This is a genomic window from Rothia sp. HMSC069D01 (assembly GCF_001810135.1).
In the GTDB taxonomy this organism is placed as follows: domain Bacteria; phylum Actinomycetota; class Actinomycetes; order Actinomycetales; family Micrococcaceae; genus Rothia.
This window is the reverse complement of sequence record NZ_KV800109.1, coordinates 1-25759: the sequence shown is the minus strand read 5'-3', so window position 1 is coordinate 25759 and position 25759 is coordinate 1. Positions and strand designations below refer to the sequence as shown.

Below are 25759 nucleotides of genomic sequence, written 5' to 3'. Positions count from 1 at the left end.
GAGGGCGGGTGCCCCTGTAGGAGCGAAGGAAGTGTGTAGCGTGTCGGTCGTCCCCTACCCGAGCGAGGAACACACCCCGCAAGACGCCTCAAAACACTTGAAGGATGTTCAACTCACCACACAGTTGTGCTAACCTAACCACAGAAATTCAATGAGAGAATTTCTAAAAAACATCTACTCGACGAGGAATCGTAGACCCGCATGACCCGCGAAACGCACCCCTACACCACCCCCGCACGCCCCCTCGACCTGAACCTCTACCTCGTCACAGGCGAGCACCCCCTCGAAACCGTCCGGGCAGCCAAACACGCCACCTGCATCCAAGTCAGGTCCAAACCCATCAGTGCGCGCGAGCTCTACCAGCTCACCGAAGCTGTCGCCGGCATCATCCAGCCGCACCAGACGCTCCTCATCGACGACCGTGTTGATGTCGCCCTCGCGTTGCGTGCCCGCGGCGTGCGCGTTGACGGCGTGCACATCGGTCAAGACGACCTGCCCGTAGCCGACGCCCGCGCCCTCCTCGGCGCCGACGCAATCATCGGCCTGACCACCGGCACCCGGCAGCTCGTCGAAGAGTCCAACAAGATCGCGCACCTAATCGACTACATTGGTACCGGCCCGTTCCGCCCCAGCCCCACCAAGCAGTCCAACCGCCCGCCCCTCGGCATTGACGGGCTCCGCGAACTTGCCGAACTGTCCGCCGTACCCACCGTAGCTATCGGCGACATCACCCCCGAAGACTGCCCCGCCATCCGCACCACCGGAGTCGCCGGAATCGCCATGGTCCGCGCCTTCGTCGACAACCCCGCACTGCAGGCATAACCATGACCATCACCATCATTGGCGGCGGAATCATCGGCCTCACCACCGCGTTTGAACTCACCGAACGCGGCGAAAGCGTGCACCTCATCGACGCCGAAACCAGCGACTACGGCACCGGCGACGACGGCACGGCGCTCTACCCCGCCGCCAGCCACTACGCCGGCGGCATGCTCGCACCCATCGCAGAAGTGCAATTCCAGCAGGACGCGCTCTTCCCGCTCATGACCGCCAGCGCCGACGCCTACCCCTCCCTCATGGGCAGGCTCAGCCGCGCCACCGACCTGCCCACCGGCTACGACACCACCGGCACGCTCATCATCGCAGCCGACCGCGCCGACGCCGAGCACCTGCAACGCACCCGCGCCTACTACCGGGACATGAACCGCCCCGCAGACCCCGTCACCCCCACGCAGGCACGCACCCTCGAACCGCTCCTGGCCCCGCGTATTGCCGGCGCCGTGAGCATCCCCAGTGACCATCAGCTGCACCCGCGGCTCATGAGGCGCGCCCTCAAAGACGCGCTCACCCGCCGTGGCGTCACCTTCAGCACCGAACGGGTCACCGACCCGGATGCGGGCGACATTATCTGCACTGGACTAGGGGCAACACTGCACGGGGACTACCCGCTACGCCCCGTCTACGGAGACATTCTGCGTCTGCGCGCCCCGCGACCCATCCTCAAGCATGTGGTGCGCGGCTACGTGAACTCCCGCCCCGTCTACCTCATCCCCCGCCCCGACGGGGAGCTGTGCATCGGTGCTACCAGCCGTGAAGACCAGCGCACACTACCCGCCATTGACGGCGTACACCAGCTGCTACGTGACGCGATCCGGCTCGTGCCCGCCGTTGAAGAGTGTGAGCTTCTGGAGGCGAACGTCGGCGCCCGCCCCGGAACCCCGGACGACCTGCCCATCTTTGGGCATCGCACCCGTGCCGACGGCACCCGCCAGCTCGTGTCCACGGGCTATTTCCGCCACGGTATTCTGCTTGCCGCACTCGCCGGCAAGGTTGGTGCAGAGGTCGCCTGCGGGGCTGAGATTCCGCCCATCATGCAGGCATGCGACCCGGCACGATTCACCCACTAAACACAGTCCCCGCCGGATGCACCCGGCACCTTCACGAAAGGATTTCGCATGATCATCACCTACAACGGCGAGCCGCTAACCACCAACGCCCCCACCGTATTTGACCTTGTCATGGACCAGTTTGGTACCGAGGCGGGCGTGGCAGTAGCCCTTAACCGCAGTATTGTGCCGCGTTCCACGTGGCTGGATGTCCCGCTGAACGAGGGCGATAGGGTGGATGCCCTCACCGCCGTTCAGGGCGGCTAATCTTTCAGCCTGTACCGGAGAGATACCCACCGGCAAAAAAGAACAGATATTCTCGGTTTTTGTTCCCTAAACCGGGCGCACCGTAGCGCCCCGCACCAACCAGCAGACCCCGTTATTTAGACGTTCCCACAGAGGAGAACACCATGAGCCTCACACCGCTCACCATCGGCGACCGCACCTTCACATCCCGCCTCATCATGGGTTCCGGAGGCGCAACCAGCATGGACCTGCTCGAGCAGGCGCTCATCGCCTCCGGCACCGAAATGACGACCGTTGCCATGCGCCGTCACGCCGCAGGCACCCCCATTTTTCCGCTTCTGCAGAAGCTCAATATTGCGCCGCTACCTAATACCGCAGGGTGCCGCACCGCAGCCGATGCGGTGATGACCGCGATGCTCGCCCGCGAGGCACTGGGCACTTCCTGGGTGAAGGTCGAGATCATCCACGACGAAGACACCCTGCTGCCGGACACCGTGGAGCTGTTGAACGCTTGCGAGCAGCTGGTCGCTGAGGATTTCACGGTGCTCGCGTACACCTCTGACGATCCGGTGGCTGCAGCTCGCCTGGAGGATGCGGGCGTTGCGGCGGTTATGCCGTTGGGCGCGCCGATTGGTACCGGTCTGGGCATTTTGAACCCGCACAATATTGAGCTGATTGCTTCTCGCGCGCAGGTTCCGGTGGTTCTGGATGCCGGCGTGGGTACCGCCTCCGACGCGGCACTGGCGATGGAGCTGGGTTGTGATGCGGTGTTGTTGGCGTCGGCGGTGAATCGTGCTGAGGATCCGGTTGCGATGGCTCAGGCGATGAAGTTTGCGGTGCAGGCGGGCGCGTTGGCGCGTGAGGCTGGCCGTATTCCGGTGCGTGAGCACGCGAAGGCGTCGTCGCCGTCGGAGGGTTTTGTCTCGTGGATGTAAACCTTTCCCCTACCCCGGTGAATCCGGAGCATGCGCGTCTGGATCGCGAGCGCACGGACCGCCAGCGTCGCCTGCCGGGCTTTAATCAGGATGCGGTGGCGGCTGCCCGCGTGTTGGTGATTGGTGCTGGTGGTTTGGGTTGTCCGGTGGTGCAGGCTTTGGCGGCGGCTGGTGTGGGGTATCTGCACATTGTGGATTCTGATTCGGTGGAGCTGTCGAATATTCAGCGTCAGCCGCTTTTTGGTGTGCCTGATGTGGGTGAGCCGAAGGCGGAGGTTGCGGCGCGCCGTGCCCTGGAGCTGTGCCCGTCGTTGACGGTTGAGACAACGATTCGGCATGTGGATGCGTCCTGGATTTTGGATCTTTTCGCCGCGTCGGCACCGGATTGTGTGGTGGATTGTACGGATACGTTTGCGTCGAAGTATCTGATTGCGGATGCTGCGCAGGTTGCGGGTTTGCCGCTGGTGTGGGGCACGGTTTTGCGTTTTGGCGGGTCAGTGAGTCTTTTTGAGCCGGATGGCGCGCATTTGCGTGATATTTTTCCGACGATTCCGCAGACGGTTGAGTCGTGTGCGCTTGCCGGGGTGTTGGGTGCGACGACGGCTGTGGTTGGTTCGCTGATGGCAACGGAGGTGCTCAAGTTTGTGAGTGGTTTGCCGACGGCGGCGGGCACTCTGCTGACGTATGATGCCTTGTCGGGTACGTGTACGTCGTTTGGGGCGGTGCCGGATCCGGCGCGTGTGGTGCCGGTGGATTTGTCGGCGCATGATGTTCCGCAGGTTCTGCTGGATGTGCGTGAGGTGCCCGAGCGTGAGCAGTCGGTGAAGCATGAGGGCTCGTTGCATCTGCCGTTGTCGCAACTGAGTGACGCTGAGGGGTCGTTGTTGCCGGCAACCGACGTGCCCGCAGAGCTGCTGAGCCTATTTGAGTCGGTGCGTGATCAGCGTGTGGGCGTTTTCTGTGCCTCGGGTGCGCGAGCGCAGCGCTTTGTGCAGGCGTACGCGGAGCTGGCGGGCGAGTACGGGGTGCGCCTCACGGCACTGTAGAGATGGTTTCCCCATGTTCAGGGCGTAAAATCGTGTATAACACGGCGGCTCGTCGCGCGGTTTGTTCTGCCTAAAAACTGCCGCTGCCGCCTCCTGTTTTCGCACACTCACTCTAGGAGTTTTATGCTCACCGTCTCTACTGTGCCGCTTGTTTTGTGTACGGCACTTGTTGCATTGACTTTGTTGATTAGCGGTATTGCTAAGGCGAAGGACCCGCAGAGTACCGTGACCGGTATTCAGAATCTTGGTTTGGAGAAGATTGCGCCGACCCGTGCGGTGTCGCTGATTCTGCCGTGGTTCGAGATTGTTTTGGCGGCGGTGCTGTTGTTGTCGCCGGTGCGTCTACCTGCGGTGATTGCGTCGGGTTTGGCGTTGATTCTGATGCTGTTCTATACGGTGGTGATTGCACGCGCACTGGCGACGGGTCGTACTGCGGGTTGTAATTGTTTTGGCTCTGAGTCGAATGCGCCGGTGAGCCGTTATACGCTGGTCCGTAATATTGCGTTGTTGCTGGCGGCGGCTGGTGCGCATGCGAGTGCATTGAAGGGCGGCACGGGTGTTGTGTCGACTCTGCTGGGTCTGGGTAATAGCGGCTGGACCTGGATTATTGGCGCTGTGCTGATTGCTGTGACGTTGGAGGCTGTTCGCCGCGGTGATGCTCTTGCGCAGCCGGAGCCGCAGGCTGAGGTGATTTTGCCGGAGCCGGTGTATGACGAGAACGGTGAAGAGCAGTATGTTCGCATGCCGATTCCGCATGCGGCGCTGTATCTGGAGAATGGTCGCCACACGAATTTGCGTGCGTTGGCGAAGAATCAGGCGCGTGTGCTGGTGTTTGTGTCGGCGACCTGCGCTGGTTGTGTGAAATTTTTGAAGACGATGGCTTCGTGGCAGGAGCGTCTGCCGCAGGTGGCGTTGCATCCGGTGTATTCGAGTCTGGATTCGTTGCAGACCTCGCGTAATGCGGGTACGTTGCCGGAGGGTTTGACTCCGTTGATTGACCGTGAGGCTGGTGCGCGCGCGAATTTCGGTAATGGTGTGCCGTTGGCTGTGGTTTTGGGCGCTGATGGTCTGATCGCTGGCGGCCCGGTGGCTGGTAATGAGCAGGTTGAGGCGCTGCTGACTGATATTGAGGAGCAGTTCGCTGAGGCTGCTCGTTTGGCTGAGGAGGAGCGTGAAGAGCAGATGCGTAAGGCGCTTGCTGAGGATATGTCGAATACTAGCGGTGACCACCTCTAACCGCTCCCCTTGTGGTTTCCTTGTTTCTCCCGCTACCCCGATAACCCCGTCCGGGTCTTACTGCCCGTACCGGCAGGTGCCGAGTGGGGCTATGCTAGAACGTAGCGCACACACCGCTTATACGCCGCGGTCACCTCGCCGGGTGGCTGGCGCGCCCTCAACCCTGTCTAAGGAGTTTTTATGGCAATGATGAGTTTCAACGCTCCGGGCGAGCGTGAGAAGTCCCTGTGGCTAATCCGTAAGGAAAGCAACCCGAATCACTCACAGTGGTACATTGACCGTTTCAAGGCGATGGAGGCTGAGGGCAATGATATGGCCGGTGAGTCTCGTCTGTTGAACGCTATGGCTTCTCGTGGTGCGAAGATTCTTGATGCGGGCTCTGGTCCCGGTCGTGTGGGTAAGCAGTTGCACGCGTTGGGTCACCGTGTGACGGGTGTGGATATTGATCCTGAGCTGATTGAGGAGGCGCGCCGTGTCTGCCCGGATGCTACGTGGATTACGGCTGATTTGGTGGATTTGCCGGAGGTGCTGGGCATTGAGGGTGACGCCACTGAGGAGAATGGTTTTGAGCTGCTGGTGTGTGCGGGTAATGTGATGGGTTTCTTGGCTCGTTCGACCCGTAAGCCGGTGGTGGAGAACTTCCGCCGCGTGTTGGCGCCGGGCGGCCGCGCCGTCGTGGGTTACGGCTCCGGTCCGGGCCGTGATTATGCGTTTGAGCAGTTCCTCGCTGATGCCCGCGAGGTTGGCCTGAACGTGGATAACACGTATTCGTCGTGGCAGATGCACCCGTTTGTTGAGGGTTCTTCGGAGTTTTTGGTGGCGGTGCTGTCGCGCCCGGCGAGCCAGGCTCGCATCTGAAGCGAACGCGCTAAGCGCATATAGCTAGGCATACAAATGGCCCGGCGCCTCCCCTGTGCGGGGTGGGTGCCGGGCCTTTTGCGTGTCCGGAAGAAGCGCGTCCAGAAGAGGCACTAAAGAAGAATGGGCGTTCTAGTGGATCATGTAGATGTTGCGGGCGATTTCTTCGGGCAGGAAGGATGCGGCGAAGAGGATTGCCACGATGATGACGGCGAGCGCGGTCATGAGGCTGGAGCGCCAGCCGGGGTGCAGTTCGTTGAAGGTGATGAGTCCCTTGTGTTCTTTGTCCATGTTGACCACGTTGATCTGCTTGTAGATGGTGGTTTGGGCGGAGAGTTTGGAGGAGACTTCTCGCATGGTTTTGCCGTCCCAGACGCGGCCGTCGATGCGCATGAGCTGTTTGCCGTCTTTGTCGACTGCCCACATGGCGGGGAAGCTGCGGTAGCGTAGGCGGCCGGCGACGGTTTTGAGTTTCTGGCCGTAGGCTTTTTTGGGGTAGAGCTTTTCGGCGAAGATGGTGTGGTCGATGTTTTCGAGGGGTACGGCGAACCAGCCGAAGGTGCGTGCGCGGAGCACGTGGGTTTTGGTGATGACGATGATTGTGGGTTTGAGGACTGAGTAGAGGTTGACGCCTGCGATGGTGCCGATGAGCAGCACGAGGATGGTGTACGGCAGGGCTGGTCGCTTGTAGAAGATGAAGGCGAGCGCGGCGAGGAGCACGATGGTGCCGGGGAGTGCCGCTTCGATGCGCCTGCCGTAGGAGCGCATGCGGGGGTGGAATAGTTCGTTGACTTCGCCGTATTTGGCGGGGACTTCGTGAGCGCGTTCTGCCATATACACAACTTTAGTGTGTGCGGTGCGTGAAACCTAGCGGACTACCTGCGTTACCCTGGTTCTATGCGTAATTTTTCTCCCGTGGAGCGGGTTCTGGCAATGTGGATGGTCGGTGTTGTGGTGGCGGTTTCTGTGGCTGCTGCGGCGCTGGTTATGACGAATAAGCTGGTGTATGGTCCGACGGGTCAGGTGCGGGAGTATTTTCATGCGTTGCGTACGGGTAATGGTTCGTATGCGCGTGGCCTGTTGGGTGCGCAGATTCCTGAGGGTGACGCGTCGCTGCTGGATGGGGATGCTTTGAGGCGTTCGGTGTCTTCGTTGGGTGAGGTGTCGTATGAGGTGGTGGAGACCAGCGATGATGGTGAGCATGCGACGGTGCGTGCTTCTTATACGTTGGAGGGTTCGCAGCAGCATACGGATTTTCGTTTGCACCGTTCGGGCACGCATTGGGGCTTTTTTGATAAGTGGGCTATTGATGAGGCGTCTTTGCCGTCGGTGAAGGTGAATATTCAGGGTGTGGAGGCTGCGACGATTAATAACCGTAAGGTTGCGGTGGATGATGGTGCGGCGTCGTTCCCGGTGTTTTATCCGGGTGTCTATGCGGTGTCGTATGATTCGACGGTTTATACGGCGCAGAAGGTGAATGAGGTGGTGACTGCGCAGGATGCGAATCATGCGGTGCGTATGGAGTTGAAGCCGAGTGATAATGCGTTGTCGTCGGTGAAGGAGCAGGTGCAGGATCATTTGAAGAAGTGTACGCAGCAGAGCACTCTTTATCCTGGTGGGTGCCCTTTTGAGTATGCGTTTACGGGTCGTGTGGATTCTGAGGTGAAGTGGTCGGTGGTGAAGGTTGCGGATCCGCAGGTGAGTGTGAGTTCGGCAGGTGTGTGGTCGTTGAAGCCGATGTCGGGTACGGCGAAGGTGTCGTTTACTCAGTTGGATTTGTATACGGGTGAGCGTTCGCAGGTGCAGAAGGAGATTCCGTTTACGTTGAAGGCGTCGGTGGAGGCGGATGCGAAGGCGGTCCGAGTATCTTTCTAAGAACGAACGACGAGAGCCAGTATGCTCTGAAGCGACATCAGGGTGCCCGAGCGAAGCGAGGGCGGGTTCCCTGTAGGAGCGAAGAGCATACTGGCTCGTAGCTTATATGGGCAAAGAAAGGGTCAGTATTATCCGTAGCGACATCAGGGTGTCCGAGCGAAACGAGGACGGGTGCCCCTGTAGGAGCGAGGATAATACTGACCCTTAATTCTTTTCTTTTATAGATCCCTAGTTGATACCGCGCAGGTCCAGGACGAGTTCGCTTTCGTCTGCCTCGTCACCGGTCACGACGACGGGAATACCCCAGTCCTGCTGGTAGAGGTGGCATGCTGCGTGCTCGGGGATGTCACCGTCGGGGGTGCCGTCGCAGGCGGCGGCGCGGGCGGTGATGTGCAGGACTGCCTCGGTGATTTCGGGGTTGAGCACGAGGGTGCGGGTCAGTCCGGTGGAGGTGCCGGCGCCTTCCAGGATGAAGTTCTCGGGGGTGGATGAGATCTTCAGCTGGGTGGGGTCGCCCCAGCGGGTGTCGAGCTTCTGGCCGGTGGGCACGGTGAATCGTGAGGTGAATTCGAGGGTGCCGCCGGTGAGCTTGGTGGAGGGGCGTGCGGTGGTGATGGCGCCTTCGTCGACGTGCTGTGCCTTGGCGGGGATGGAGGCGCGTACGAGCTGGTGGGCGTTGGTTTCGACGATGATGAGGCGCGGTTCTTCGCCGGGTGCTTCTTCGACGAGCAGGTCGGAGGGCTCGTCGAGGCCGCGTTCGAGGGTGCCGAGCGTGCCGGTGACCGGGTCCCAGCGGCGGATAGCGCCGTTGTAGGTGTCTGCGACTGCGATGGAGCCGTCGGGCAGTTCGGTCAGGCCGAGGGGGTGCTGCATGCGGGCGGTGTCGGAGTCACCGTCGACGAAGCCGAAGTCGAACAGGCCCTTGCCGACTGCGGAGGTGACCTGTACGCCGTCCTCGGTGAAGGTGACGTGGCGCAGGCCGCTGGTTTCGGAGCAGGCGACCCAGAGGCTGCCGTCGCGTGCTTCGATAATGCCGGAGGGCTGGGCGAACCAGGCTTCGGCGGCGGGACCGTCGGCGAGGCCTTCCACGCCGGAGCCTGCGAAGATGCTGACGGTTCCGGTGACGGGTTCGTAGCCGAAGAGCTGGTGGGTGCCTGCCATGGCGATGATGAACTGACCGGCTTCGCGGGAGTAGACAGCGTCCCAGGGCGAGGAGAGCGCAATCTCGGTGGCGGGCACGCCGGTGGGGATGTGGTTGGGGTCGCCGGTGACGGCGTTGTCGCCGTCGATGACGCGCTGCACGCCGTTACCTGCGAGGGTGCGTACTTCGCCGGTACGCAGGTTGAGGGAGCGCAGGCGGTGGTTGACGGTGTCGGCGACGAGCACGTCGTAGCCGAGCTGTTCGCGCAGGTTTTCGGGTACGAGGGCGAGGCCGGCGGGTTCGTTGAAGCGTGCTTCGGTGCCGGTGCCGTCGACGTGGCCCTTGACGGGGTGGTTTACGGGGTCGTCGCCGCCACCGTAGGTGTTGATGACGGTGTTGAGGTCGGCGGCTACCTGCAGGATGCGGTGGCGTGCGCTGTCTGCGACGAGGTAGGTACGTTCGCGGTTGCCGAAGAGGTTTGCGGGGCCGAATTCGGCGGGCAGTTCAATGGCCTTGCCGGGGAAGGCGTAGGTGCCGGCTGCCTTGGGGCGGGGTACGTAGGGGCCGTCACCGCGGTGTAGGGTGCCCTTCGCCTCGTGCTCGGCGACAAGTTCGCGTACGAGGGAGGTGAGGCCCTGTACGTGGCCTTCACCGGAGAGGTGGGCGACGATGTAACCTTCGGGGTCGACGACGACGAGGGTGGGCCATGCGCGGGCGGTGTATGCCTGCCAGGTGGTCAGTTCGGGGTCGTCGAGTACGGGGTGGGTGATGTGGTAGCGGTCGACGGCTGCGGCGAGCGCTACGGGGTCTGCTTCGTGTTCGAATTTGGGGCTGTGGACGCCGACGGTGACGAGTACGTCGGAGAATTCTTCTTCGAGGGGGCGTAGTTCGTCGAGGACGTGCAGGCAGTTGATGCAGCAGAGGGTCCAGAAGTCGAGAATAACGATTTTGCCGCGAAGGTCGGCCAGGGTGAGGTTTTTGTCGCCGGTGTTGAGCCAGGCTCGGCCTTCGAGTTCGCTGGCGCGTACGCGTACGTTGCGGGTGGTGTTCTCGCTCATGGTTTTCTCTCCTGTTGGGTGCGCCGTGTGTGGGCGCGTTGGTTTGCTGTCCCCATTATGCCAGCGTGGGGTGGGTGGTTCGCTGGGAGTTGAGCTTTGTGACTTGAGGGCTTAACGACCCGTCATATTAAGTCATATTCCCTGTTGTTGAGAGTTGTGCGGCTCTTCAGAGACTCGGTCTCGAGTTTGCAAGCGACCGCGTGCAGCTTGTCCCAAAGGAGTAACCCCGTCTCAGGTAGAGACGCGCAGGCAGATATTAAAAATCGGTCCGTGCACATCCAAAACGGATGCGCACGGACCGAGACGCTCGAGGCTTTTTACTTCGTGCCCACAACCGTGCCAAGCTTCTTCGGCTTTACAGGTTTTTGGGGGACGCTCGCGAAACCTTCCACTTGGGCGGGGACTTCGGGGGTTTTCAGCGAGGTAATGATGTCCTCGGATACATCGCCCTGATGGTAGGCAATGTTGGTGTTACCGCTCGCCTTGACTGCGATACGTTCACCGTCCGGCATTACCCTGACCCAGGCCCCATCGGAGTACGTTAGTTCTAGCTCACCGTTAGGCCTCAGACGGCTCCAGTTCCCGTCATGCTGGTGGAAGATGATGTATTCATTGTTCTTCCCCACGACCATAGCAAGCTTGTCTTTTTCTAAGATGTAGGTCTTACCATCGGCGTTTTCGCCCTTCACAACGGCGGGGTCCTTCTCAGCCTCGGCAATTTTTTGGTAGTACGTTTCGTAGTGTTTCCTGGCCTTGTACTGCATCTCGTCAGCCCCTACCGCTGAGGATGCTCCCTGCGTTGCGTCGCTGCTAGCGGTTGCCCTGCCAGAAGCGCTCGAAGTAGGTTTAGATGAGGGGCTAGATGAGCTCTCGCTACGTGCAGAGGGCGAGGCAGAGGGTGAAGCGGAGGCGCTTGCCGATGCGGACCTTCCGGAGGCTACGGGCGCTTTTATGGAGGGGGCGCAGGCGGCTAGACCGAGCAGGCTTGCCACGCTGAGAGACAGTACAGCAATAGACTTCTTCACGGCGGATTTCTCTTTCCGTCATGCGTCGCGACATCATCACAACGCTGTGTATGGATGTGGTTGGTAATGCCCAGCTTCGGGCATGCCCACATCCTAGCACCGCTGTCTGGGAAGAGCCTGAGCCCCCTCCTTCTGAACGCGAAAGCACCCCGCACGCATCACCACGGTCGGATGCGCACGGGGCGCTGGTGGCCCTGTTCTGTCAGGCTGTTCGGCCCGGGGCAGGAGCTATTTTTTACTAGAGGCCTGTAATCTCAGAGAAGTTACCAACCTTGGTGGGCTTGGCCGGGGTCTTAGCGGTGCCGCGGAAGCCGTCGATACGGGCAGGTGCCTTCGGGATCTCGATGGTGGAGAGGTCGGTTGTCTGCTCTAAGGTCTTAGTGTTCAGCACGGCAGCGGCGCCGTCTGCTTTGACGGCGGTGTAGAGGTTGTCCTCGGGGTTGGTCTTAATCCAGGAGCCGTCCTCTTCCACGACGATGGTTCCGCCGTTGGAGTCAAATCTACTCCACGCACCGGTATTCTTGATGATGACAATAGCGCCGTCCTTTGTTTCGAAGACAGCGACTTCATAGTTGTAGTAGACGGTGCCGTCGCTGGTCTGTACCTTCTTTACATCGGACTCGTTCTTGAACTCGTTCAGGGATTCCTTGACGGCGCTGTAGAATGCGGAGGTTTCCTGCTGGTTGGAGTCCTCGCTCTTCTTAAGTGCTTCGGTTGCTTCGCTGGGCAGACCGCTGGGGGTGCTGATGGTCCCCTGGGTGGTCTTGGTTTCTGCCTTGGTGGTTTCAGCGGCTGCGGAGGTGCTTGCAGGGGCCGAGGCAGTTGCGGAAGCGGACGCGCTAGCCGATGCAGAGGAGTTGGTGCCGGAGTTGGTGCCGGAATTACCGCTGCAAGCTGCAAGGCCGAGGGCACCGGCAATGGTCAGGGACAGAACAGCAATAGACTTCTTCACTGTATTTTCTCTTTCTGCATGCGCCGCTCTGCAACGGCGCAGTGCGTAATGTGGTTGACCTGTGCTCGGGTACCTCCCCGGTGTATGCCCTCATGCTAGCACCGCGGCCTGGAAGCTCCCTGAGATGGTGCGGTGCTCCCCCCCTCCCCCGCTACTTTCGCTGGTCTTCTCAGCTCTACGGGTCTTCCCAGCTCAGCTTGAAGACGCAAAGCGCCCCGCACGCATCACGGTCGGATACGTGCGGGGCGCTGGTGCCCCTGTTCTGTCGGGCTGTTCGGCCCGGGGGCAGAGGGCAGGGGCTAGTTTTTATTTGGCGTCTGCATTACTTGGCGCCTGCGACCTCGGAGAGGTCAGCAATCTTGGTGGGCTTGACCGGGGTCTTAGCGGTGCCGTTGAAGCCGTCGATGCGGGCCGGGGCCTTCGTGACCTCGATGGTGGAGACGTCGGTCGCCTGCTCAAAGGTCTTGGTGTTCAGCACGGATGCGGTGCCATCTGCATTGACAACGGTGTAGAGGTTGTCCTTGGGATTGGTCTTGATCCAGGAGCCGTCCTCTTTCACGACGATGGTTGTACCGTTGGAGTCCATGCTGGTCCACACACCGTTATTCTGGATGCTGATGATAGCGCCGTCCTTGGATTCGAATGCAGCGAGTTCATCGGTGTAGTAGACGGTGCCATCGCTGGTCTGCACCTTCTTCACGCCGGACTGCTCCTTGAGCTGCTCCAGGGCTTTCTTGCTGGCGGTGTAGCCTGCGGAGGCTGCCTGATCGGCGGATTCCTGGCCCTTCTTGAGTGCTTCGGTTGCTTCGCTGGGCAGACCGCTGGGGGTGCTGATGGTCCCCTGGGTGGTCTTGGTTTCTGCCTTGGTGGTTTCAGCTGCTGCGGAGGCGGTGCTCTTGCTGGTTGCTGCTGCGGAGGTGCTTGCGGGTGCCGAGGCAGTTGCGGAAGCGGACGCGCTTGCCGATGCGGAGGAGTTGGAGTTGGCGCCGGAGTTGCCGCCGCAGGCTGCGAGGCCGAGGGCACCGGCAATGGTCAGGGACAGAACAGCAATTGACTTCTTCACTGAATTTCTCTTTTCTGTATGCGCCGCTCTGCGGCGGCGCAGTGCGTAGTGTGGTTGACCTGTACTCCGGTATGCCCGGTGTACGCCACCATGCTAGCACCGCGACCTGAAAGCTCCCTGAGATGGTGCGGTGCCCCCTCCCCCGCTTACGGGTCATCTCAGCTCTACTGGTCTTCTCAGCGCGGCTTGAAGACGCAAAAACGCCCCGCACGCATCACGCTCGGATGCGCACGGGGCGAACGGGTCTAGCTAGTCACCAGCTATGTAGTGGATACGTTTAGTTCGTAGCCAGGCTGGTCGGCTTAACGGGATTCTTCGGGGCAGGCAGGTCTCCCACAGGAGCCGGGGGCTTGGGCAGCTCCAGGGACTGGTAGTCGCCCGAAACCTCCGAGGTCTTAACGTTCATAATGGAAGCCGCACCGTTCTCATCAACGCTAATTACTTCACCGTTAGGCTTGACGGCAACCCAGCCGCCCTTATCAGTCACGGCGGCAACCTCACCTTCAGGGGTCACACGTACCCAGCTACCGTCTTTCTCAATGCTGATGTAGCTACCGTTCTTAGCTTCGACAACAGCGATGCTTCCGTCAGGGGCAGTGTACACGTTGCCTTCAGTGTTCGTAGTCTTCTTGGCGGAGCGGTCTTTCTTAGCCTCTTCGACGGCTTCCTTGTAATGCGCGTATAGCTGCGGACCGTAGTTGCTATCGGTGGGGTCCGTGGGCATGGAGGAAGCACCCGACAGTCCACTCTTCTGGCTTTCGGATGCCTTAGCGGAGGAGCTCGAGCTATTTGCGTGTGCAGAAGCAGATGCACTTGCCGAAGTGGATGCTGAGGTAGCTGCCGAGGTGGTTGCAGTTGCGGACGCGCTGGAGGAGGCAGACGCGCTTGCCGAAGCGGACGCGCTCGCGGATGCACTCTGGCTTTCGGCGGGTGCCTTGGCGTTGGAGCTGCACGCGGCAAGACCGAAGGTTGCGGCGAGGCTCAGGGACAGAACAGCCATAGTTTTCTTCACTGTGTTCTCTTTTCTGGTAGATCCCCGTGCTATGCCGGGGAGACCTATAGTGTGGTTGTTTGTTGAGTGAGAGTTGAGTGAGAGCTAGATTCTGAGCGCCTCCCTAATCCTAACAACAGTTATGCGAAGCTTCCTATTTTCCCTAGGAGTTCAGCGCAACTTGAAGACGCAAAACGGCCCCGCACGCATCACTATCGGATGCGCACGGGGCGTCTTCATAAGTCACGGACTGTCACGCTCTACGAGCGCCACAAGCCGCTGTTAGCTCTTTACAGCTTACTTGGGCTGTGCGGGCTTGACGGGGGCGACCTTAGCCTGTGCGGGCTTTGCGGGAACCTTCGGAGCCTTCAGGTCTGCCTTCTCGCCGCCAACGATGGAGGTTACTTCACCGGATGCGTCCACGGTTGCCTGCAGGCCGCTGTTAGCCTGGATGCTCCAGGAGCCATCAGCCTTGACTGCGACCTGGCCGTTTGCGTCCTGGCGGCTCCAGGAACCGTCAGCCTGTACAGCTACCTGACCTTCGTCACCCTGAATGGTCCAGCCGCCGTCCTCAGAGACAACGACGTCGCCCTCTACGGTTGCGGAGGAGGAGTTACCCTCGGAGTCCTTGGACTCAGCCTTGGTGCCCTTTGCGTCGGACTCTACCTTGGAGGAGTTACCCTCGGAGTCCTTAGTGTCTACGGATGCCTTGCCGTCTGCGCCGACCTTCACGTCTGCGGAGTTGCCTTCGCCGTCGTTAGCCTTGACGGTGACGTTGCCGTCCTTGTCAACCTTCACATCTGCAGTAGCGGAAGCGGAAGCTGCAGAGGTGGTTGCCGCAGAGGATGCCTTAGCCGATGCGCTTGCGGACGCAGTTGCCGAAGCGGATGCGGATGCAGTCGCGGTGGTGGTGGAAGAGGACTGGGAGCCGCATGCGCTCAGGCCCAGTGCGCCTGCGAAAGCGATGGACAGAACCGCGGTGGTCTTCTTCATTGCGGGGGCGATAGCCATTGTTTCTCCTTGTGGTTGTTAGTATGGTGCGGCTAGTTGGCGACGTATTCGCGTCGTGCGCAGGATCCTTGTGGGATTCCATAACAATTATCGGTGTAACCAACCGCGTTAATTCTATCGAGTTTGGGGGCTTTTATCCGAGCCGGCGGGCGTTTATCCGCATTCTAGCGGGTGGGATATCCCACGTTTCCGCCCGGCTTATCGGCTGGCCACTTCAGTTAGTTACGGGGAGTGACGGGCTTGACGGGGTTAACAGTAGCGCCAGCGGGCTTGGCGGGAACGGTCGGTACCTTAATCGTGCCGCTGCCGCCGGTCTGTTCCCAGGTGCCGTTAGCTTCTACTTCAATGACGCCGTTCTCACCGGTCTGTTCCCAGGAGCCGTCAGCATCGACCTCAACGACGCCTCCATCGCCAACGCGCTCCCAGGAGCCGTCAGCTCGTACCTCAATGATGTCGCCGTTGGGTGCGTGGTAGGACCAGCCGCCGTCGGCCTTGATTTCGATGAGGGTGTAGCCGTTGGCTGCGCTGACGGTTCCGCTGTCGACGGTCACGGTGCTGGAGCCATTCGAGCCGCTCTTGGCGGTGGTCTCGCCGGCCTTCTCGTCGACCTTTGCGGAGGAGCCGGCGTTGCTGGAAGCCGAGCCGCCGTTGACGGTCACATTACCGTTAGCGTCTGCGGTGACCCCGGTGCCATCAGCACCGCTGACGGTTACGCCGCCTTCGGTGACGGTGACGGTACCCTGCGAGCTGCTTGCGGTAGCGCTCGGGGAGGCTGCGTCGCTTGCCTTGACGGTGACCTTGCCGTTGCCCGCGTTGACTGCCGCGTCGGCGGTGGAGGATGCCTTGGCGGTCGCGGTGGCGGTGGGTGCCGGGTTAGAGGTGTTCTGTGCACCGCAGGCGCTCAGGCCGAGTGCTGCGATTGCTGCCAGGGACAGTGCTGCCGCGCCGGTGCGGAGGCGGTGGTTGGTGGGCTGCGCGGAAGTACGCTGAGCGTGGCGTGCCATGAGGGGTTCTCCTTGTGAGTCCCGGAGGGTCGGTCGTCCGGGGTTTGTATGGTTGTTTTTCCGGTTGGGGGTTGAGCCGCTTGTATGGTGTGTGGCTTTTCCTTATCCGGTGATTCCAGCTTAGGGTGTGAGTCTAAGATTGAGCTTTAGTTTGCTGTGTTTAAGCTGTGTCCGGACGGCAATGTATAAGTATTTTTCCCAGTGGGGTTTCATAGTCGCGGATTTTCGCTCAGCTTATGCATAGCTTTCTGCTTAAATGTATAAATTTTCTTTATTTTTCTGTAGCCCATCATAGCTTCCCCTGTGAAACCGAGCTACTTTCTGTATCTTATGCTCGAGTTAAGGGTTAGGGTCTTGAAGACCCACCTTGTGCACGCTCCCCGCCGCGCGCACCCTCCCAGCCCTCCAGCCGCTCTGCCTCCCCCAGCAACCCATGCCCTATCAGCAAGAGAACATCTGGGCATACTAAAAGACCCCCACCATATTGGTGGGGGTCTTTTAGCAGATTCAAAGTCTCAAGAATTACTTCTTCTTAGCGACTGCTGCCTTCAGCTTGGAGCCTGCGGTCAGCTTCACGCCGTGACCGGCGGGAATCTGGATGGTTTCGCCGGTCTGCGGGTTACGGCCGGTACGAGCTGCACGGTCGGTGCGCTCGATTGCCATCCAACCGGGGATGGTGATCTTCTCGCCCTTGGAGACGGAAGACTCGAAAACCTGGAACACTGCGTCGAGGACTGCGTTTACAGTTGCCTGGCTCTTGCCAGACTTCTCTGCAACCTCTGCAACGAGTTCGGTACGGTTCTTAGCCATTAGGGTGCCCCTTCCAGAGACTTAGATTTGAGTCTAAAGCGAGTGACCGTCTTGCGACGGAAAACCGTTTAGGAACTAAAATACCAGATTTACCAGCTGGACTTGGTGATACCGGGCAGCTCGCCACGGTGTGCCATCTCGCGGAAGCGCACGCGGGAGATACCGAACTTCTGGAAGGTACCGCGGGGGCGGCCGTCGATCTGGTCGCGGTTACGCACGCGAACGGGGGAAGCGTTGCGGGGCAGCTTCTGCAGTGCCACGCGTGCTGCTTCGCGCTCCTCGGGGGTAGCGTTCTCGTCGATCAGGGTCTTCTTCAGCGCGATACGCTTCTCGTTGTAGCGAGCGACGATGACCTTGCGCTGCTCGTTGCGAGCGATCTTGGACTTCTTAGCCATTCTTAGCGCTCCTCTCGGAAGTCAACGTGCTTGCGAACGACGGGGTCGTACTTCTTCAGCACCATACGGTCGGGGTTGTTGCGGCGGTTCTTACGGGTCACGTAGGTGTAACCGGTGCCAGCAGTGGACTTGAGCTTGATGATAGGACGGAGGTCCTTAGCCTTGGATGCCATTTACTAGATCTTCTCCCCGCGTGCGATGATTTCTGCAACAACGGCATCGATGCCACGAGCATCGATAACCTTGATGCCCTTAGCGGACACGTTCAGGGTTACCTTACGACGCAGCGAAGGAACCCAGTAGGTCTTCTTCTGAACGTTCGGGTCGAATCGACGCTTGTTGCGGCGATGCGAGTGCGAAATGCTGTGTCCAAAGCCGGGAACAGCTCCGGTCACCTGGCAGACTGCTGCCATGTTTCACTCCTTTATTGATTGACTTTTATGACGGTACGCAGTCGATGTTACTCGTGAGCGTCCCGCCACCAATGTAGAAGCACCGGGTTATTCGCCGGGCTAGAGTGTTTGAGATCGTCACGTGGGTGAGAGGCCACGCATCGATCCCCGCCGCGGGAAAAACGGTGAAGCTTATTAGTGTCGAGAGGCGTTTCCACCACTACGAACAGCGTTAAATTCTAGGTAAATACGGGGGTTCGTGCAAGCCTGCACGCCGGATTTTGCCTTAAAAATCCGCGGAATCTCGGTGTTCTGAGCCAATTGCATCTCGTTTAAGCGAAGTGCTCGATTCGCGGATGCACGCCTGCCTTCGAGCGGCAAACATACCTATCCATTCTATCAAAAATGGGTGTTTTTGCAAGTCCAGATGTTTTTAAGGAATTCTTTAACGCCCCTAGTCAGGCGTTAATACGCCTTTTTAAGAACGGATGTTCTCTATGTGACCGGGGATAAATTACACTAGTGAAATTCATGTTGTGAGATTAACAGCTTAAGCCGGATTTAAGCCTTAAACAGCCCCGCGCCACCGATTCTTGCGGTGTGCGCAGGGCTATTAAACAGGCTTAAACACGCGTTTAAAGAGTATTTAACTCTCGTTTTAACGCTTCCACCCCGGTTTTAAAGGGCGGTTTAAGGGTTTGCAACGGTACGGGTAACGGCGGATTTACCGTTCCAGTTACGGCGTAAATGCGGGCACAAATACGGTACAGATACAGCACAGGGCACTCCCCCCGGCGTACAGTTTTACGCCGTAACATGCGCCCCCTCAGCATTAGTTCTTAAGGCTTGCCGCGGGGACCCACTCCGGGTACTTGGGGCTCACACCGTCCCCGGAGCTCGTACCCTTCAGGCGGCGGCCAATCCACGGCAGGGCAAACTCGCGGACCCAGCGTGCCTCCTGCTCAATCTTCTCGCGAGCGGTCAGCTGCACCTCCGGGGGCAGTACCGATTCGGTGACCACACCGGGCAGGCCGAGCTGCGCCAGCACGCGGGATGCGAAGCGTTCGTGGCCGAGGTCGTTCATGTGCAGGCGATCGTCAGCCCACAGACGCCAGTCGAGGAAGTCATTCCAGCGCCAGTAGTCGATAATGTGCACGCCGTGGTCCTCAGCGATACCGCGCAGTAGCTCGTTGTAGGTGGCGGTACGGCCGCGGGTACGGGCGAAGGGGCCCTGGCCCTGTACGTCCAGGCCGGTTACGGTAAGCACTTCGATTCCTTCGCCGCGCAGGGTGGCGAAGGCTTCGTCTACGTGGGTCATGAGCTGGTCAATATCCACGTTGGGTCGCATGATGTCGTTGCCGCCACCGTAGAAGGTGACAAGGTTGGGCTTCAGCTCCAGGGCTGCCGGCAGCTGCTCTTCAAGAATGGGAATGAGCAGGCGGCCGCGGATGGCGAGGTTTGCGTACTGTGCCTGCGGGTCTACTGCACCGAGGCCTTCGGCAACGCGGTCTGCCCAGCCGCGCAAGCTGTTGGGGCGGCGGCGGTCAACGTCGCCCACGCCTTCGGTGAAGGAGTCGCCGATTGCCACGTAGCGTACTGATTCACCGTTGAGCTTGCCGTTGGAGTCTAGGAGCGGGGTCGTCATTATGTTCTTCTTTCCGGGCCTCTATAGAGAATGACCCTTCTGTGAAAGAAGCCGGCACACCTGCGCGGTGTACCGGCTTCTTCGCTTAGCTTTCGGTGCGTCCTGCTTTCCAGTATCCCACTGTTGAGGGTTCTTCTTCAGATATGAGCGGAGGTTTCTTAGGATGCGACAGCTGACCCGGTAGCTGCGGATGCCCTCCGCGGATGGGGAACAACCACCACGCTACCGTCGTTAAACGGGTCCGCAACCTCGGCCTTCAGGCTAAAGATGGTGTGCAGGTTCTCACGGGTGAGCACTTCGTGTGCTTCGCCTTGGGCGACGATGGAGCCGTCCTTCATCGCGACGAGGTAATCGGCGACTCGGGCGGCGAGGTTCAACTCGTGCAGCACCATGATCATGGTGGTGCCGCGTTGCTCGTTGAGGTCCGAGAGTAGGTCGAGTAGCTCCACCTGGTGTGCCAGGTCGAGGTACGTGGTCGGCTCGTCCAGCAGTAGGATGTCGGTTTCTTGGGCGAGCGCCATGGCAATCCAGACGCGCTGACGTTGGCCGCCAGAGAGTTCGGTGACCTGTCGTTCGGCGAGGGACATGGTGTCGGTGGCTTCTAGTGCCCAGGCGACCGCCTCATCATCTTCGGCGCTATTGCGTTTGAAGAGTCCCTGGTAGGGGTAGCGTCCTCGGGAGACGAGGTCGGCTACGGTAATTCCTTCGGGGGCGATGGGATGCTGGGGCATGAGCCCAACCATGCGGGCGAAGCCCTTCATGGAGTATTCGTGGGTGGGTTTGCCGTCGAGGGTGAAGTCGCCGTTGAGCGGCTTGAGTAGTCGGGAGACACCGCGTAGCAGGGTGGATTTACCGCAGCCGTTGGGGCCGATGATGGCGGTAACTTTGCCCTTCGGGAATTCGAGGGAGAGGTCTTTGACGATGGTGGTTTCGCCATAGCCGAGGCTGACGTTCTCTACTTTGAGGGTGCGTTCGGTGATTTCTTTCATGGCGTCCTTTCTTCTCTAAGGCTTTTCCCGGGAGCCTCCTAACTTAGCCTATCCTAATTTCGGGTCAGAATATAGCGAATCCCCCGAACCGTTCACACTTCTGTAGAACAGCACGGGGGATCCGCTATATCGGCGAACTTTAGAAGTTCACTTTTCCGTTGACGAGCCAGCCGCCTTCCGCTGCACGCTGGAAGACTTCCTGAGCCATGGTGCGGCTGTAGGTCTTGGAGACATGGTTGTCATCGATGTAGACGTAGATGTTTCCAACCACGGGGCTACACATGCCGTCCGGGCAGTACACGTCCTTCAGGTCCACCATGACGGCACCCTGGTTGCGGTACTTGTCGAAGATTTCCTTTGCAGGGTTTTCTGCGGCGTACTTGTCGCTTGCGGGTCGTGCGCAGGAGCTCTTGTCGGCGCCGGCCTTCTGAGCGCATTCGTAGATGTTGTACTCGAAGCGCGGGTTATCGCGCAGGCCAATGACCTGGACTCCTGCTTCGGTGAGGCGGCGGACCGTCTCATCGAGGCTCGGGTCGACTCGTTCGTCGTTCGAGCGTGCCTGGGCAACGGTGGCGATGAGCACCACGGTCTGCGGCTTACGCTTGAGAATTTCCTCGGTCATCTTGGTGTTGAATTCCGAGCATTCGTTGCTGGCGTTGACGGCGCGGACCGGGTACTGGCAGCCACCGAGCAGGTAGGTCTGCAGGTTGGTTTTGGTCTGTTCTGCGATGGGCTTGAAGATGCTCAGCGCCTGTTCGGCGTGGGAGTTACCGATGACCATGGTCAGCGGTGCGTCCTCGGGTCCGTACTTCTGCAGGCTGCAGTACTTGGCGAGTGCCGGGTCGGAGGGCGCGAAGCTGCCAACGCAGGGGTCGCTCAGTCCGTCGAACTGGGTTTTGACGTCACCACCGGAGGGGATGGGGTTGTCAATGAGTCCCTGCTGGGCGCCGCCGATAGCGCGGGCGCCGGGGTAGTTTTCGCTGGCGGTCTGTACCTGCAGTTCGGCGTTCTGCTCGGACTGGGTGTTGCGGTAGCCTACCCATGCCTGTGCGGCTACCAGGGGTACACCTGCGACCAGGAAGATCGCGAGGATGAAGGCGAGCTGGTCTGCCCAGGTCTTGACCGAGAAGATGGTCTTGAAGCGCATCTTCATCATGAGCCAGGGTACGAAGGGGTCCTTGCGGTAGCGCAGCGGCTTCTCGACGAAGCGGATGAGCAACCATGCCAGGCCGATGGAGGTAAGGATGATGACAGCACCTTCGATGAAGTTCACGCGGGAGGTACCGACGGCGCTGCTGTAGAGGATGAGGATGGGCCAGTGCACCAGGTACAGGGCGTAGGAGATGTTGCCGAGGTTCTGCAGGGGTGCGGAGACCAGCAGTCGATCGATGCCCCAGCGGCTGTTGGTGCGGCCTGCCATGATGACGAGCGCACCGGAGATCACGGGCCAGAGCGCCAGGTAGCCGGGGAATGCTCGTTCAACGGGCAGGATTGCGCCACAGGTGACCAGACCGATGATACCGACCCAGCCCATAACCACTCGAGCCTTTTCGGGTGCCTTCCACTTGAGGGTGAGCATTGCCAGCAGGGTGCCGATGGCAAATTCCCACAGGCGGGTGCGGGTGTCGAAGTAGGCGAATCCCTGGTTGGTGTCGGTTTCGACGATGGAGAAGGTCAGGGATGCGACGAACACCGTGTTGAAGATGAATACCGCGGTGGTGAAGAGGTTCCCGCGGAATCGGTGCACGACGTAGGCTACTGCGGCGAAGAGCAGGGGCCAGATGATGAAGATCTGTCCCTGGATGGAGAGCGACCAGAAGTGCTGGAAGGGTGACTTCACGGAAGCGTTTTGGGCGTAGTAGTCCACGGAGCTGAACGCGAGGTTCCAGTTCTGGAAGTAGAACAGGGAGCTCGTTGCGTCGGTGACGGTTTGCGACCAGCGGCTGGGCGCGAGCACGAAGAAGGACGCAATCGTGGTACACGCGATAACCACGGTGGCTACGGGTAGCAGTCGCTGGAAGACGTGCATCCAGTAGCTGAAGAGATTGAGGGGTTTGCCTTCGTTGATCTTACGCATGAAGGAGAGCGAGAGCAGGAAGGCGGAGATGAAGAGGAAGACATCCACACCGCCGGAGACTTTGCCGACCCAGACGTGGTAGAGCACCACGAGGAGCACGGCGAAGGCTCGCAGGCCCTGAATTTCAGGGCGGAATCCTCGCGATTCGATGAACTCTTCGAGGGGGTAGTCGCTGGCTTCGCGTGCTTTGATGCTGCGCGGGGCGGTGGTGTAGGTTCCCTGCGAGGCGGGAGCCTGCGGGGTTCCGGAGGTTTCAGACATTCTCGGTTCCTCAGGATGGATGTCGATGTGCTAGTGCGGGTCCCTTAGACACTACAGGACACTCGTACAATAAAATCCTGATCCGCACCTCTGCTATGAGGCTGGTGCGAACCAGGATTTTTCTGAGCCCCCTACCGGATTCGAACCGGTGACCCTCTGTTTACAAGACAGATGCTCTGGCCAACTGAGCTAAGGAGGCAACTTGTCCAGTGTACCTTATTCTGGTGGTTGAATCTGCTTAGTTGTTCTTTGGCGGTTTGATGCGTTCGTTTCCTTCGTTTTACCCCTTCCGAATACCTCGGCTACAGGGGCTCCCGGGCACCTTGTCCAGCACTTTGCCGAGTCTTCTTCCTGCCCCTCACGTTCCTTTACTCGTTCTTTAGAGCTTCAGATGCATACGGAAAAACCCGGTAGCCTCGCGCGGAGGTTACCGGGTTTTTCTATCGAAGAGGTTACTTCTTCTTAGCTTCGATCTTTTCCTTCAGGAAGGTGCTGAAGTCGTTGCTGGTGTACTGGTCGCCATCAACGAAGACGGTGGGGGTACCCTGAATGCCGTTCTTTGCGGATTCAGCGTTGACCACGTCCACGAAGGGGCGCCACTTGCCGTCGTTCATATCGGAGCCGATGGAGGCGTGGTACTTCGAAGCAATGTCGGCAATCTGCTGGTTGTTCATGTCGCCGCTGCCCTGGTGGGTGAAGATCTCACGCTGGTAGTTCAGGAAGTCGTGGGTGCTGACCTGGTTTGCCACGGAGTATGCCGCTGCCGCGTTACGTGCGGAGTATGCGGTGGGCGAGGTACGGTCCAGGAAGGTCAAGTTGCGGATTTCCAGGGTGATGGTGCCGTCTTCGACGAGCTTCTGGATTTCTTCGCCGTACTTCTTCTCGAACTCTGCACAGTGCACGCAGTTGTAGTCCTGGAAGATGGTCACGCGAACGGGCTGGCCGTTCTTGGATGCCTCTTCAGCGGTCTGCACGCCCGGGGGCAGGGTGTTGACTGCTGCTGCGGTTCCGTTGACCATGGGGGTCACGGAGGAGGTCGAGGTTGCGAGCTGCTTGAAGTCGCGGGTCTCCTGGGTGGAGGAGTTTTTGACGATTCCGTCCTTGGTCAGCACAATGCCACCGTATTCGTTGGCGCTGGCGGGCACGGGGCCGCTTTCTGCTACCTTGGTGTTCTTGTTGCCGTTGATTACGACGAAACCGATGATACCTACGATGACGAGGACCACGGCGAGTACGCCGAGCTGGAGCCAGCGGCGGCTTGCCTGGCTGGGACTCTTCTTGGCCTGCTGGGCCGCAATCTGGCGGGCTTTTTCGCGGGCGTCGGTCGACATGCCTGCTCCTTTGGTTGGGAATATGGGTGGCGGTTCGTCCACTTCTTCTAGCCTACTCCTTATGGAGTACGCACCCATCAGGGCAGAGGTTCAGAGTGCCAGTGCTCGTCTGAGCTCGGCGCCTTCTGATCTCTGCCGGGCGTTCTAAAGCTCAGCTTCCTGCTACGTATAGCAACTGAAAGGTATGTCGAGCAGTTCCTATCATGTGGATAGGTTCTGTCTTTTCTCTAGTGTGGATGTACCGCGCTACCCGTCTAGCCTACCGAATGGGTGCCTTATCGGCTAGTTAATACTCTGACTGAGATACTGTGATGTCTATTCTCACGCTCTCAGCTTATTTTCCTCGTAAACTTTCGTAGCTCTGGGAGGTTCCTCCCCTGCCACAAGCTACGCCGAGGCACCCACCCGGTTCAGCTCACCAGCCGTTAGGGAATGTTGTAGACTTCCACTCCCCCAATGAAGGGGCGGGTGTTGTAGTTACCATTCCACTTCACGCTCAGGCCGTGCTTCTCCAGTACGGGAATAACCGTCTCTCGCAGCAACTGTGCGGAGAGCTTCTCGTGAAGGGCCCTAATCTCTTCCTTCTGCGCATCGCTCAGGGTATTCCATTTTTCTTCGTCCCTGGGGTAAGCGAGGAAGGAACCGAAACCGATGTAGGTTCCGCCGCTCTCAGCGAGGCTTTCAGTGTCCTGCTCATGGAAGTAGATGTATCCCTTCCATTCACGGCTATCATCCATTTCGTCCCAGATTTCTGCGGATGCGCAGGTACCGCAGCAGGTGAAGTTCTGTCGTGCAATGACTCCTTCTTCTTCCAGCGCTGCGAAGGCACGGTTGAGGTTGGAGTTCTTCTGCATTTCGGGGGTAATGCCCAGCTCAGCAGCAAAGGCACGACGACGCTTGATGAGCTCTTCCACGTAGTCCTCTACGCGCTTCTCCCAGAGCTTGCTGTCTTCGTTCTCCCCATCGTATTCCAGACCGAGTACGTCCATCACATAATCGGTAATGGTTTCTACGTACTGCTCAGTATCAGATTCACCCATGAACAGCAGGGGCCAGATGGGCCAGAGCAACTCGGCTTCGTCTTCTTCATCCAGCCCCCATTCTTTGGGGAAGGGCGGGTCGAGGCGTTCTTCGCTCCAGCGTTCGTAGATGCTCTTCTCATCAGCCATGATGATGCTCCTTTGCGTGTTCTCTATTCGCTCGGGTAGAGATGTGGATTGCTCTTGTTGTTAAGGTACCAAGAGTTTCTCCACCGTGCCCTCTGCTTCGTCATTCAGGCGGATCTGTGAACTCCCCATCTCGTCGCCCCTGCATCAAGGCTGGCAGGCTGTCTAGGTTGCGTCCCCTGTTCCTCTGCTTCTCAGCTGAGTCTCTAAACCTCTGCATCTCTGATGAGTTAGGTTTCTTTCGTCCAGGAGTTTTCATTCTAAGAGTTTTTGGGTACACAAAAAGAGGGGAAGACCTATAAGGTCTTCCCCTCTTGAATAAAAAACCCGCGGCGACCTACTCTCCCACACCCACAAAAGTGCAGT

25 protein-coding genes and 1 tRNA gene are annotated in these 25759 nt (G+C 59.5%); 8 read left to right on the top strand and 18 right to left on the bottom strand.

From position 1 onward, the window contains the following. The first annotated feature begins 201 nt into the window (after positions 1 to 201). From HMPREF2710_RS07965 to HMPREF2710_RS07935, 7 genes are all read left to right on the top strand, one after another. Positions 202 to 822 carry a thiamine phosphate synthase gene (locus HMPREF2710_RS07965; RefSeq protein WP_070600543.1) on the top strand — a complete coding sequence of 207 codons (621 nt, stop codon included), beginning with the start codon at positions 202 to 204 and terminating at the stop codon, positions 820 to 822. 2 nt (positions 823 to 824) lie between these two features. Beyond that, positions 825 to 1907 carry a glycine oxidase ThiO gene (gene thiO / locus HMPREF2710_RS07960; protein ID WP_049361999.1) on the top strand — a complete coding sequence of 361 codons (1083 nt, stop codon included), beginning with the start codon at positions 825 to 827 and terminating at the stop codon, positions 1905 to 1907. A 48-nt stretch (positions 1908 to 1955) separates the two neighbouring features. Continuing rightward, positions 1956 to 2153, top strand: a complete 198-nt coding sequence (gene thiS, locus HMPREF2710_RS07955; protein ID WP_049338535.1) for a sulfur carrier protein ThiS — start codon at positions 1956 to 1958, stop codon at positions 2151 to 2153. Between the two features lie 143 nt (positions 2154 to 2296). After that, on the top strand, positions 2297 to 3067 hold the full coding sequence (locus HMPREF2710_RS07950; protein ID WP_005509016.1) for a thiazole synthase: 771 nt from the start codon (positions 2297 to 2299) through the stop codon (positions 3065 to 3067). Next, positions 3058 to 4113 (top strand): ThiF family adenylyltransferase, encoded by a 1056-nt coding sequence (locus HMPREF2710_RS07945; protein ID WP_070600541.1) that lies wholly within the window; start codon positions 3058 to 3060, stop codon positions 4111 to 4113. The genes HMPREF2710_RS07950 and HMPREF2710_RS07945 overlap by 10 nt, the downstream gene beginning before the upstream one ends. A 123-nt stretch (positions 4114 to 4236) precedes the next feature. Further along, on the top strand, positions 4237 to 5349 hold the full coding sequence (locus HMPREF2710_RS07940) for a MauE/DoxX family redox-associated membrane protein (RefSeq protein ID WP_070600539.1): 1113 nt from the start codon (positions 4237 to 4239) through the stop codon (positions 5347 to 5349). 180 nt (positions 5350 to 5529) lie between these two features. After that, positions 5530 to 6207, top strand: a complete 678-nt coding sequence (locus HMPREF2710_RS07935; protein ID WP_070600537.1) for a class I SAM-dependent methyltransferase — start codon at positions 5530 to 5532, stop codon at positions 6205 to 6207. A gap of 132 nt (positions 6208 to 6339) precedes the next feature. Here HMPREF2710_RS07935 and HMPREF2710_RS07930 read toward each other — a convergent pair whose 3' ends face one another. Beyond that, a complete protein-coding gene (locus HMPREF2710_RS07930) occupies positions 6340 to 7041 on the bottom strand; it encodes a hypothetical protein (protein ID WP_070600535.1) in 702 nt (233 codons plus the stop codon). A 63-nt stretch (positions 7042 to 7104) separates the two neighbouring features. Here HMPREF2710_RS07930 and HMPREF2710_RS07925 point away from each other — a divergent pair, with 63 nt between their 5' ends. After that, complete coding sequence (locus HMPREF2710_RS07925) at positions 7105 to 8082, top strand: hypothetical protein (protein WP_070600533.1); 978 nt, start codon at positions 7105 to 7107, stop codon at positions 8080 to 8082. Positions 8083 to 8310: 228 nt separating this feature from the next. On the opposite strand, the gene HMPREF2710_RS07920 is transcribed toward HMPREF2710_RS07925, so the two are convergent. From HMPREF2710_RS07920 to HMPREF2710_RS07840, 17 genes are all read right to left on the bottom strand, one after another. Beyond that, the gene (locus HMPREF2710_RS07920) at positions 8311 to 10281 is read right to left on the bottom strand and encodes an NHL domain-containing thioredoxin family protein (protein ID WP_070600531.1); all 1971 of its coding nucleotides are present in this window, start codon (positions 10279 to 10281) and stop codon (positions 8311 to 8313) included. Positions 10282 to 10598: 317 nt separating this feature from the next. Next, positions 10599 to 11045, bottom strand: coding sequence for a hypothetical protein (locus HMPREF2710_RS07915; protein ID WP_049334034.1), 447 nt, complete (start codon positions 11043 to 11045; stop codon positions 10599 to 10601). A 499-nt stretch (positions 11046 to 11544) separates the two neighbouring features. Further along, positions 11545 to 12258: a hypothetical protein gene (locus HMPREF2710_RS07910; protein WP_049361988.1), complete on the bottom strand. Its 714-nt coding sequence runs from the start codon at positions 12256 to 12258 to the stop codon at positions 11545 to 11547. Positions 12259 to 12580: 322 nt separating this feature from the next. Further along, positions 12581 to 13321: a preprotein translocase subunit SecD gene (locus HMPREF2710_RS07905; RefSeq protein ID WP_070600529.1), complete on the bottom strand. Its 741-nt coding sequence runs from the start codon at positions 13319 to 13321 to the stop codon at positions 12581 to 12583. A 277-nt stretch (positions 13322 to 13598) separates the two neighbouring features. Then, the gene (locus HMPREF2710_RS07900) at positions 13599 to 14321 is read right to left on the bottom strand and encodes a transcriptional regulator (RefSeq protein ID WP_239669162.1); all 723 of its coding nucleotides are present in this window, start codon (positions 14319 to 14321) and stop codon (positions 13599 to 13601) included. A gap of 288 nt (positions 14322 to 14609) precedes the next feature. Next, on the bottom strand, positions 14610 to 15323 hold the full coding sequence (locus HMPREF2710_RS07895; protein ID WP_070600527.1) for a hypothetical protein: 714 nt from the start codon (positions 15321 to 15323) through the stop codon (positions 14610 to 14612). A 218-nt stretch (positions 15324 to 15541) separates the two neighbouring features. Then, positions 15542 to 16327, bottom strand: coding sequence for a hypothetical protein (locus HMPREF2710_RS07890; RefSeq protein ID WP_070600525.1), 786 nt, complete (start codon positions 16325 to 16327; stop codon positions 15542 to 15544). 522 nt (positions 16328 to 16849) lie between these two features. Beyond that, positions 16850 to 17137, bottom strand: a complete 288-nt coding sequence (locus tag HMPREF2710_RS07885; protein WP_005506733.1) for an HU family DNA-binding protein — start codon at positions 17135 to 17137, stop codon at positions 16850 to 16852. An 89-nt stretch (positions 17138 to 17226) separates the two neighbouring features. Next, positions 17227 to 17532 (bottom strand): 30S ribosomal protein S14, encoded by a 306-nt coding sequence (gene rpsN, locus HMPREF2710_RS07880; protein WP_005506731.1) that lies wholly within the window; start codon positions 17530 to 17532, stop codon positions 17227 to 17229. Between the two features lie 2 nt (positions 17533 to 17534). Further along, positions 17535 to 17705 carry a 50S ribosomal protein L33 gene (rpmG, locus tag HMPREF2710_RS07875; RefSeq protein ID WP_004005967.1) on the bottom strand — a complete coding sequence of 57 codons (171 nt, stop codon included), beginning with the start codon at positions 17703 to 17705 and terminating at the stop codon, positions 17535 to 17537. Between the two features lie 3 nt (positions 17706 to 17708). Further along, positions 17709 to 17945: a 50S ribosomal protein L28 gene (rpmB, locus tag HMPREF2710_RS07870; RefSeq protein ID WP_004005966.1), complete on the bottom strand. Its 237-nt coding sequence runs from the start codon at positions 17943 to 17945 to the stop codon at positions 17709 to 17711. Positions 17946 to 18756: 811 nt separating this feature from the next. Beyond that, positions 18757 to 19569 (bottom strand): SGNH/GDSL hydrolase family protein, encoded by an 813-nt coding sequence (locus HMPREF2710_RS07865; RefSeq protein WP_070600523.1) that lies wholly within the window; start codon positions 19567 to 19569, stop codon positions 18757 to 18759. A 158-nt stretch (positions 19570 to 19727) separates the two neighbouring features. Continuing rightward, positions 19728 to 20558, bottom strand: a complete 831-nt coding sequence (locus tag HMPREF2710_RS07860) for an ABC transporter ATP-binding protein (RefSeq protein WP_070600521.1) — start codon at positions 20556 to 20558, stop codon at positions 19728 to 19730. Positions 20559 to 20697: 139 nt separating this feature from the next. Further along, positions 20698 to 22896, bottom strand: a complete 2199-nt coding sequence (locus HMPREF2710_RS07855; RefSeq protein WP_049340519.1) for an acyltransferase family protein — start codon at positions 22894 to 22896, stop codon at positions 20698 to 20700. 125 nt (positions 22897 to 23021) lie between these two features. Next, positions 23022 to 23095: transfer RNA gene (locus tag HMPREF2710_RS07850), tRNA-Thr, on the bottom strand. A gap of 253 nt (positions 23096 to 23348) precedes the next feature. Beyond that, positions 23349 to 24227 carry a DsbA family protein gene (locus HMPREF2710_RS07845; RefSeq protein WP_049346887.1) on the bottom strand — a complete coding sequence of 293 codons (879 nt, stop codon included), beginning with the start codon at positions 24225 to 24227 and terminating at the stop codon, positions 23349 to 23351. A 425-nt stretch (positions 24228 to 24652) separates the two neighbouring features. Next, a complete protein-coding gene (locus HMPREF2710_RS07840) occupies positions 24653 to 25396 on the bottom strand; it encodes a DUF6891 domain-containing protein (protein WP_012904151.1) in 744 nt (247 codons plus the stop codon). Positions 25397 to 25759: the final 363 nt, after the last annotated feature.

Bases quoted from the DNA above. Each gene is read 5' to 3' on its own strand.
- HMPREF2710_RS07965 (WP_070600543.1), top strand. From the start codon at position 202: ATGACCCGCGAAACGCACCCCTACACCACCCCCGCACGCCCCCTCGAC.
- thiO (WP_049361999.1), top strand. From the start codon at position 825: ATGACCATCACCATCATTGGCGGCGGAATCATCGGCCTCACCACCGCG.
- thiS (WP_049338535.1), top strand. From the start codon at position 1,956: ATGATCATCACCTACAACGGCGAGCCGCTAACCACCAACGCCCCCACC.
- HMPREF2710_RS07950 (WP_005509016.1), top strand. From the start codon at position 2,297: ATGAGCCTCACACCGCTCACCATCGGCGACCGCACCTTCACATCCCGC.
- HMPREF2710_RS07940 (WP_070600539.1), top strand. From the start codon at position 4,237: ATGCTCACCGTCTCTACTGTGCCGCTTGTTTTGTGTACGGCACTTGTT.
- HMPREF2710_RS07935 (WP_070600537.1), top strand. From the start codon at position 5,530: ATGGCAATGATGAGTTTCAACGCTCCGGGCGAGCGTGAGAAGTCCCTG.
- HMPREF2710_RS07930 (WP_070600535.1), bottom strand. From the start codon at position 7,041: ATGGCAGAACGCGCTCACGAAGTCCCCGCCAAATACGGCGAAGTCAAC.
- HMPREF2710_RS07925 (WP_070600533.1), top strand. From the start codon at position 7,105: ATGCGTAATTTTTCTCCCGTGGAGCGGGTTCTGGCAATGTGGATGGTC.
- HMPREF2710_RS07920 (WP_070600531.1), bottom strand. From the start codon at position 10,281: ATGAGCGAGAACACCACCCGCAACGTACGCGTACGCGCCAGCGAACTC.
- HMPREF2710_RS07915 (WP_049334034.1), bottom strand. From the start codon at position 11,045: ATGCAGTACAAGGCCAGGAAACACTACGAAACGTACTACCAAAAAATT.
- HMPREF2710_RS07900 (WP_239669162.1), bottom strand. From the start codon at position 14,321: ATGGCTGTTCTGTCCCTGAGCCTCGCCGCAACCTTCGGTCTTGCCGCG.
- HMPREF2710_RS07895 (WP_070600527.1), bottom strand. From the start codon at position 15,323: ATGGCTATCGCCCCCGCAATGAAGAAGACCACCGCGGTTCTGTCCATC.
- HMPREF2710_RS07890 (WP_070600525.1), bottom strand. From the start codon at position 16,327: ATGGCACGCCACGCTCAGCGTACTTCCGCGCAGCCCACCAACCACCGC.
- HMPREF2710_RS07885 (WP_005506733.1), bottom strand. From the start codon at position 17,137: ATGGCTAAGAACCGTACCGAACTCGTTGCAGAGGTTGCAGAGAAGTCT.
- rpsN (WP_005506731.1), bottom strand. From the start codon at position 17,532: ATGGCTAAGAAGTCCAAGATCGCTCGCAACGAGCAGCGCAAGGTCATC.
- rpmG (WP_004005967.1), bottom strand. From the start codon at position 17,705: ATGGCATCCAAGGCTAAGGACCTCCGTCCTATCATCAAGCTCAAGTCC.
- rpmB (WP_004005966.1), bottom strand. From the start codon at position 17,945: ATGGCAGCAGTCTGCCAGGTGACCGGAGCTGTTCCCGGCTTTGGACAC.
- HMPREF2710_RS07865 (WP_070600523.1), bottom strand. From the start codon at position 19,569: ATGACGACCCCGCTCCTAGACTCCAACGGCAAGCTCAACGGTGAATCA.
- HMPREF2710_RS07860 (WP_070600521.1), bottom strand. From the start codon at position 20,558: ATGAAAGAAATCACCGAACGCACCCTCAAAGTAGAGAACGTCAGCCTC.
- HMPREF2710_RS07855 (WP_049340519.1), bottom strand. From the start codon at position 22,896: ATGTCTGAAACCTCCGGAACCCCGCAGGCTCCCGCCTCGCAGGGAACC.
- HMPREF2710_RS07845 (WP_049346887.1), bottom strand. From the start codon at position 24,227: ATGTCGACCGACGCCCGCGAAAAAGCCCGCCAGATTGCGGCCCAGCAG.
- HMPREF2710_RS07840 (WP_012904151.1), bottom strand. From the start codon at position 25,396: ATGGCTGATGAGAAGAGCATCTACGAACGCTGGAGCGAAGAACGCCTC.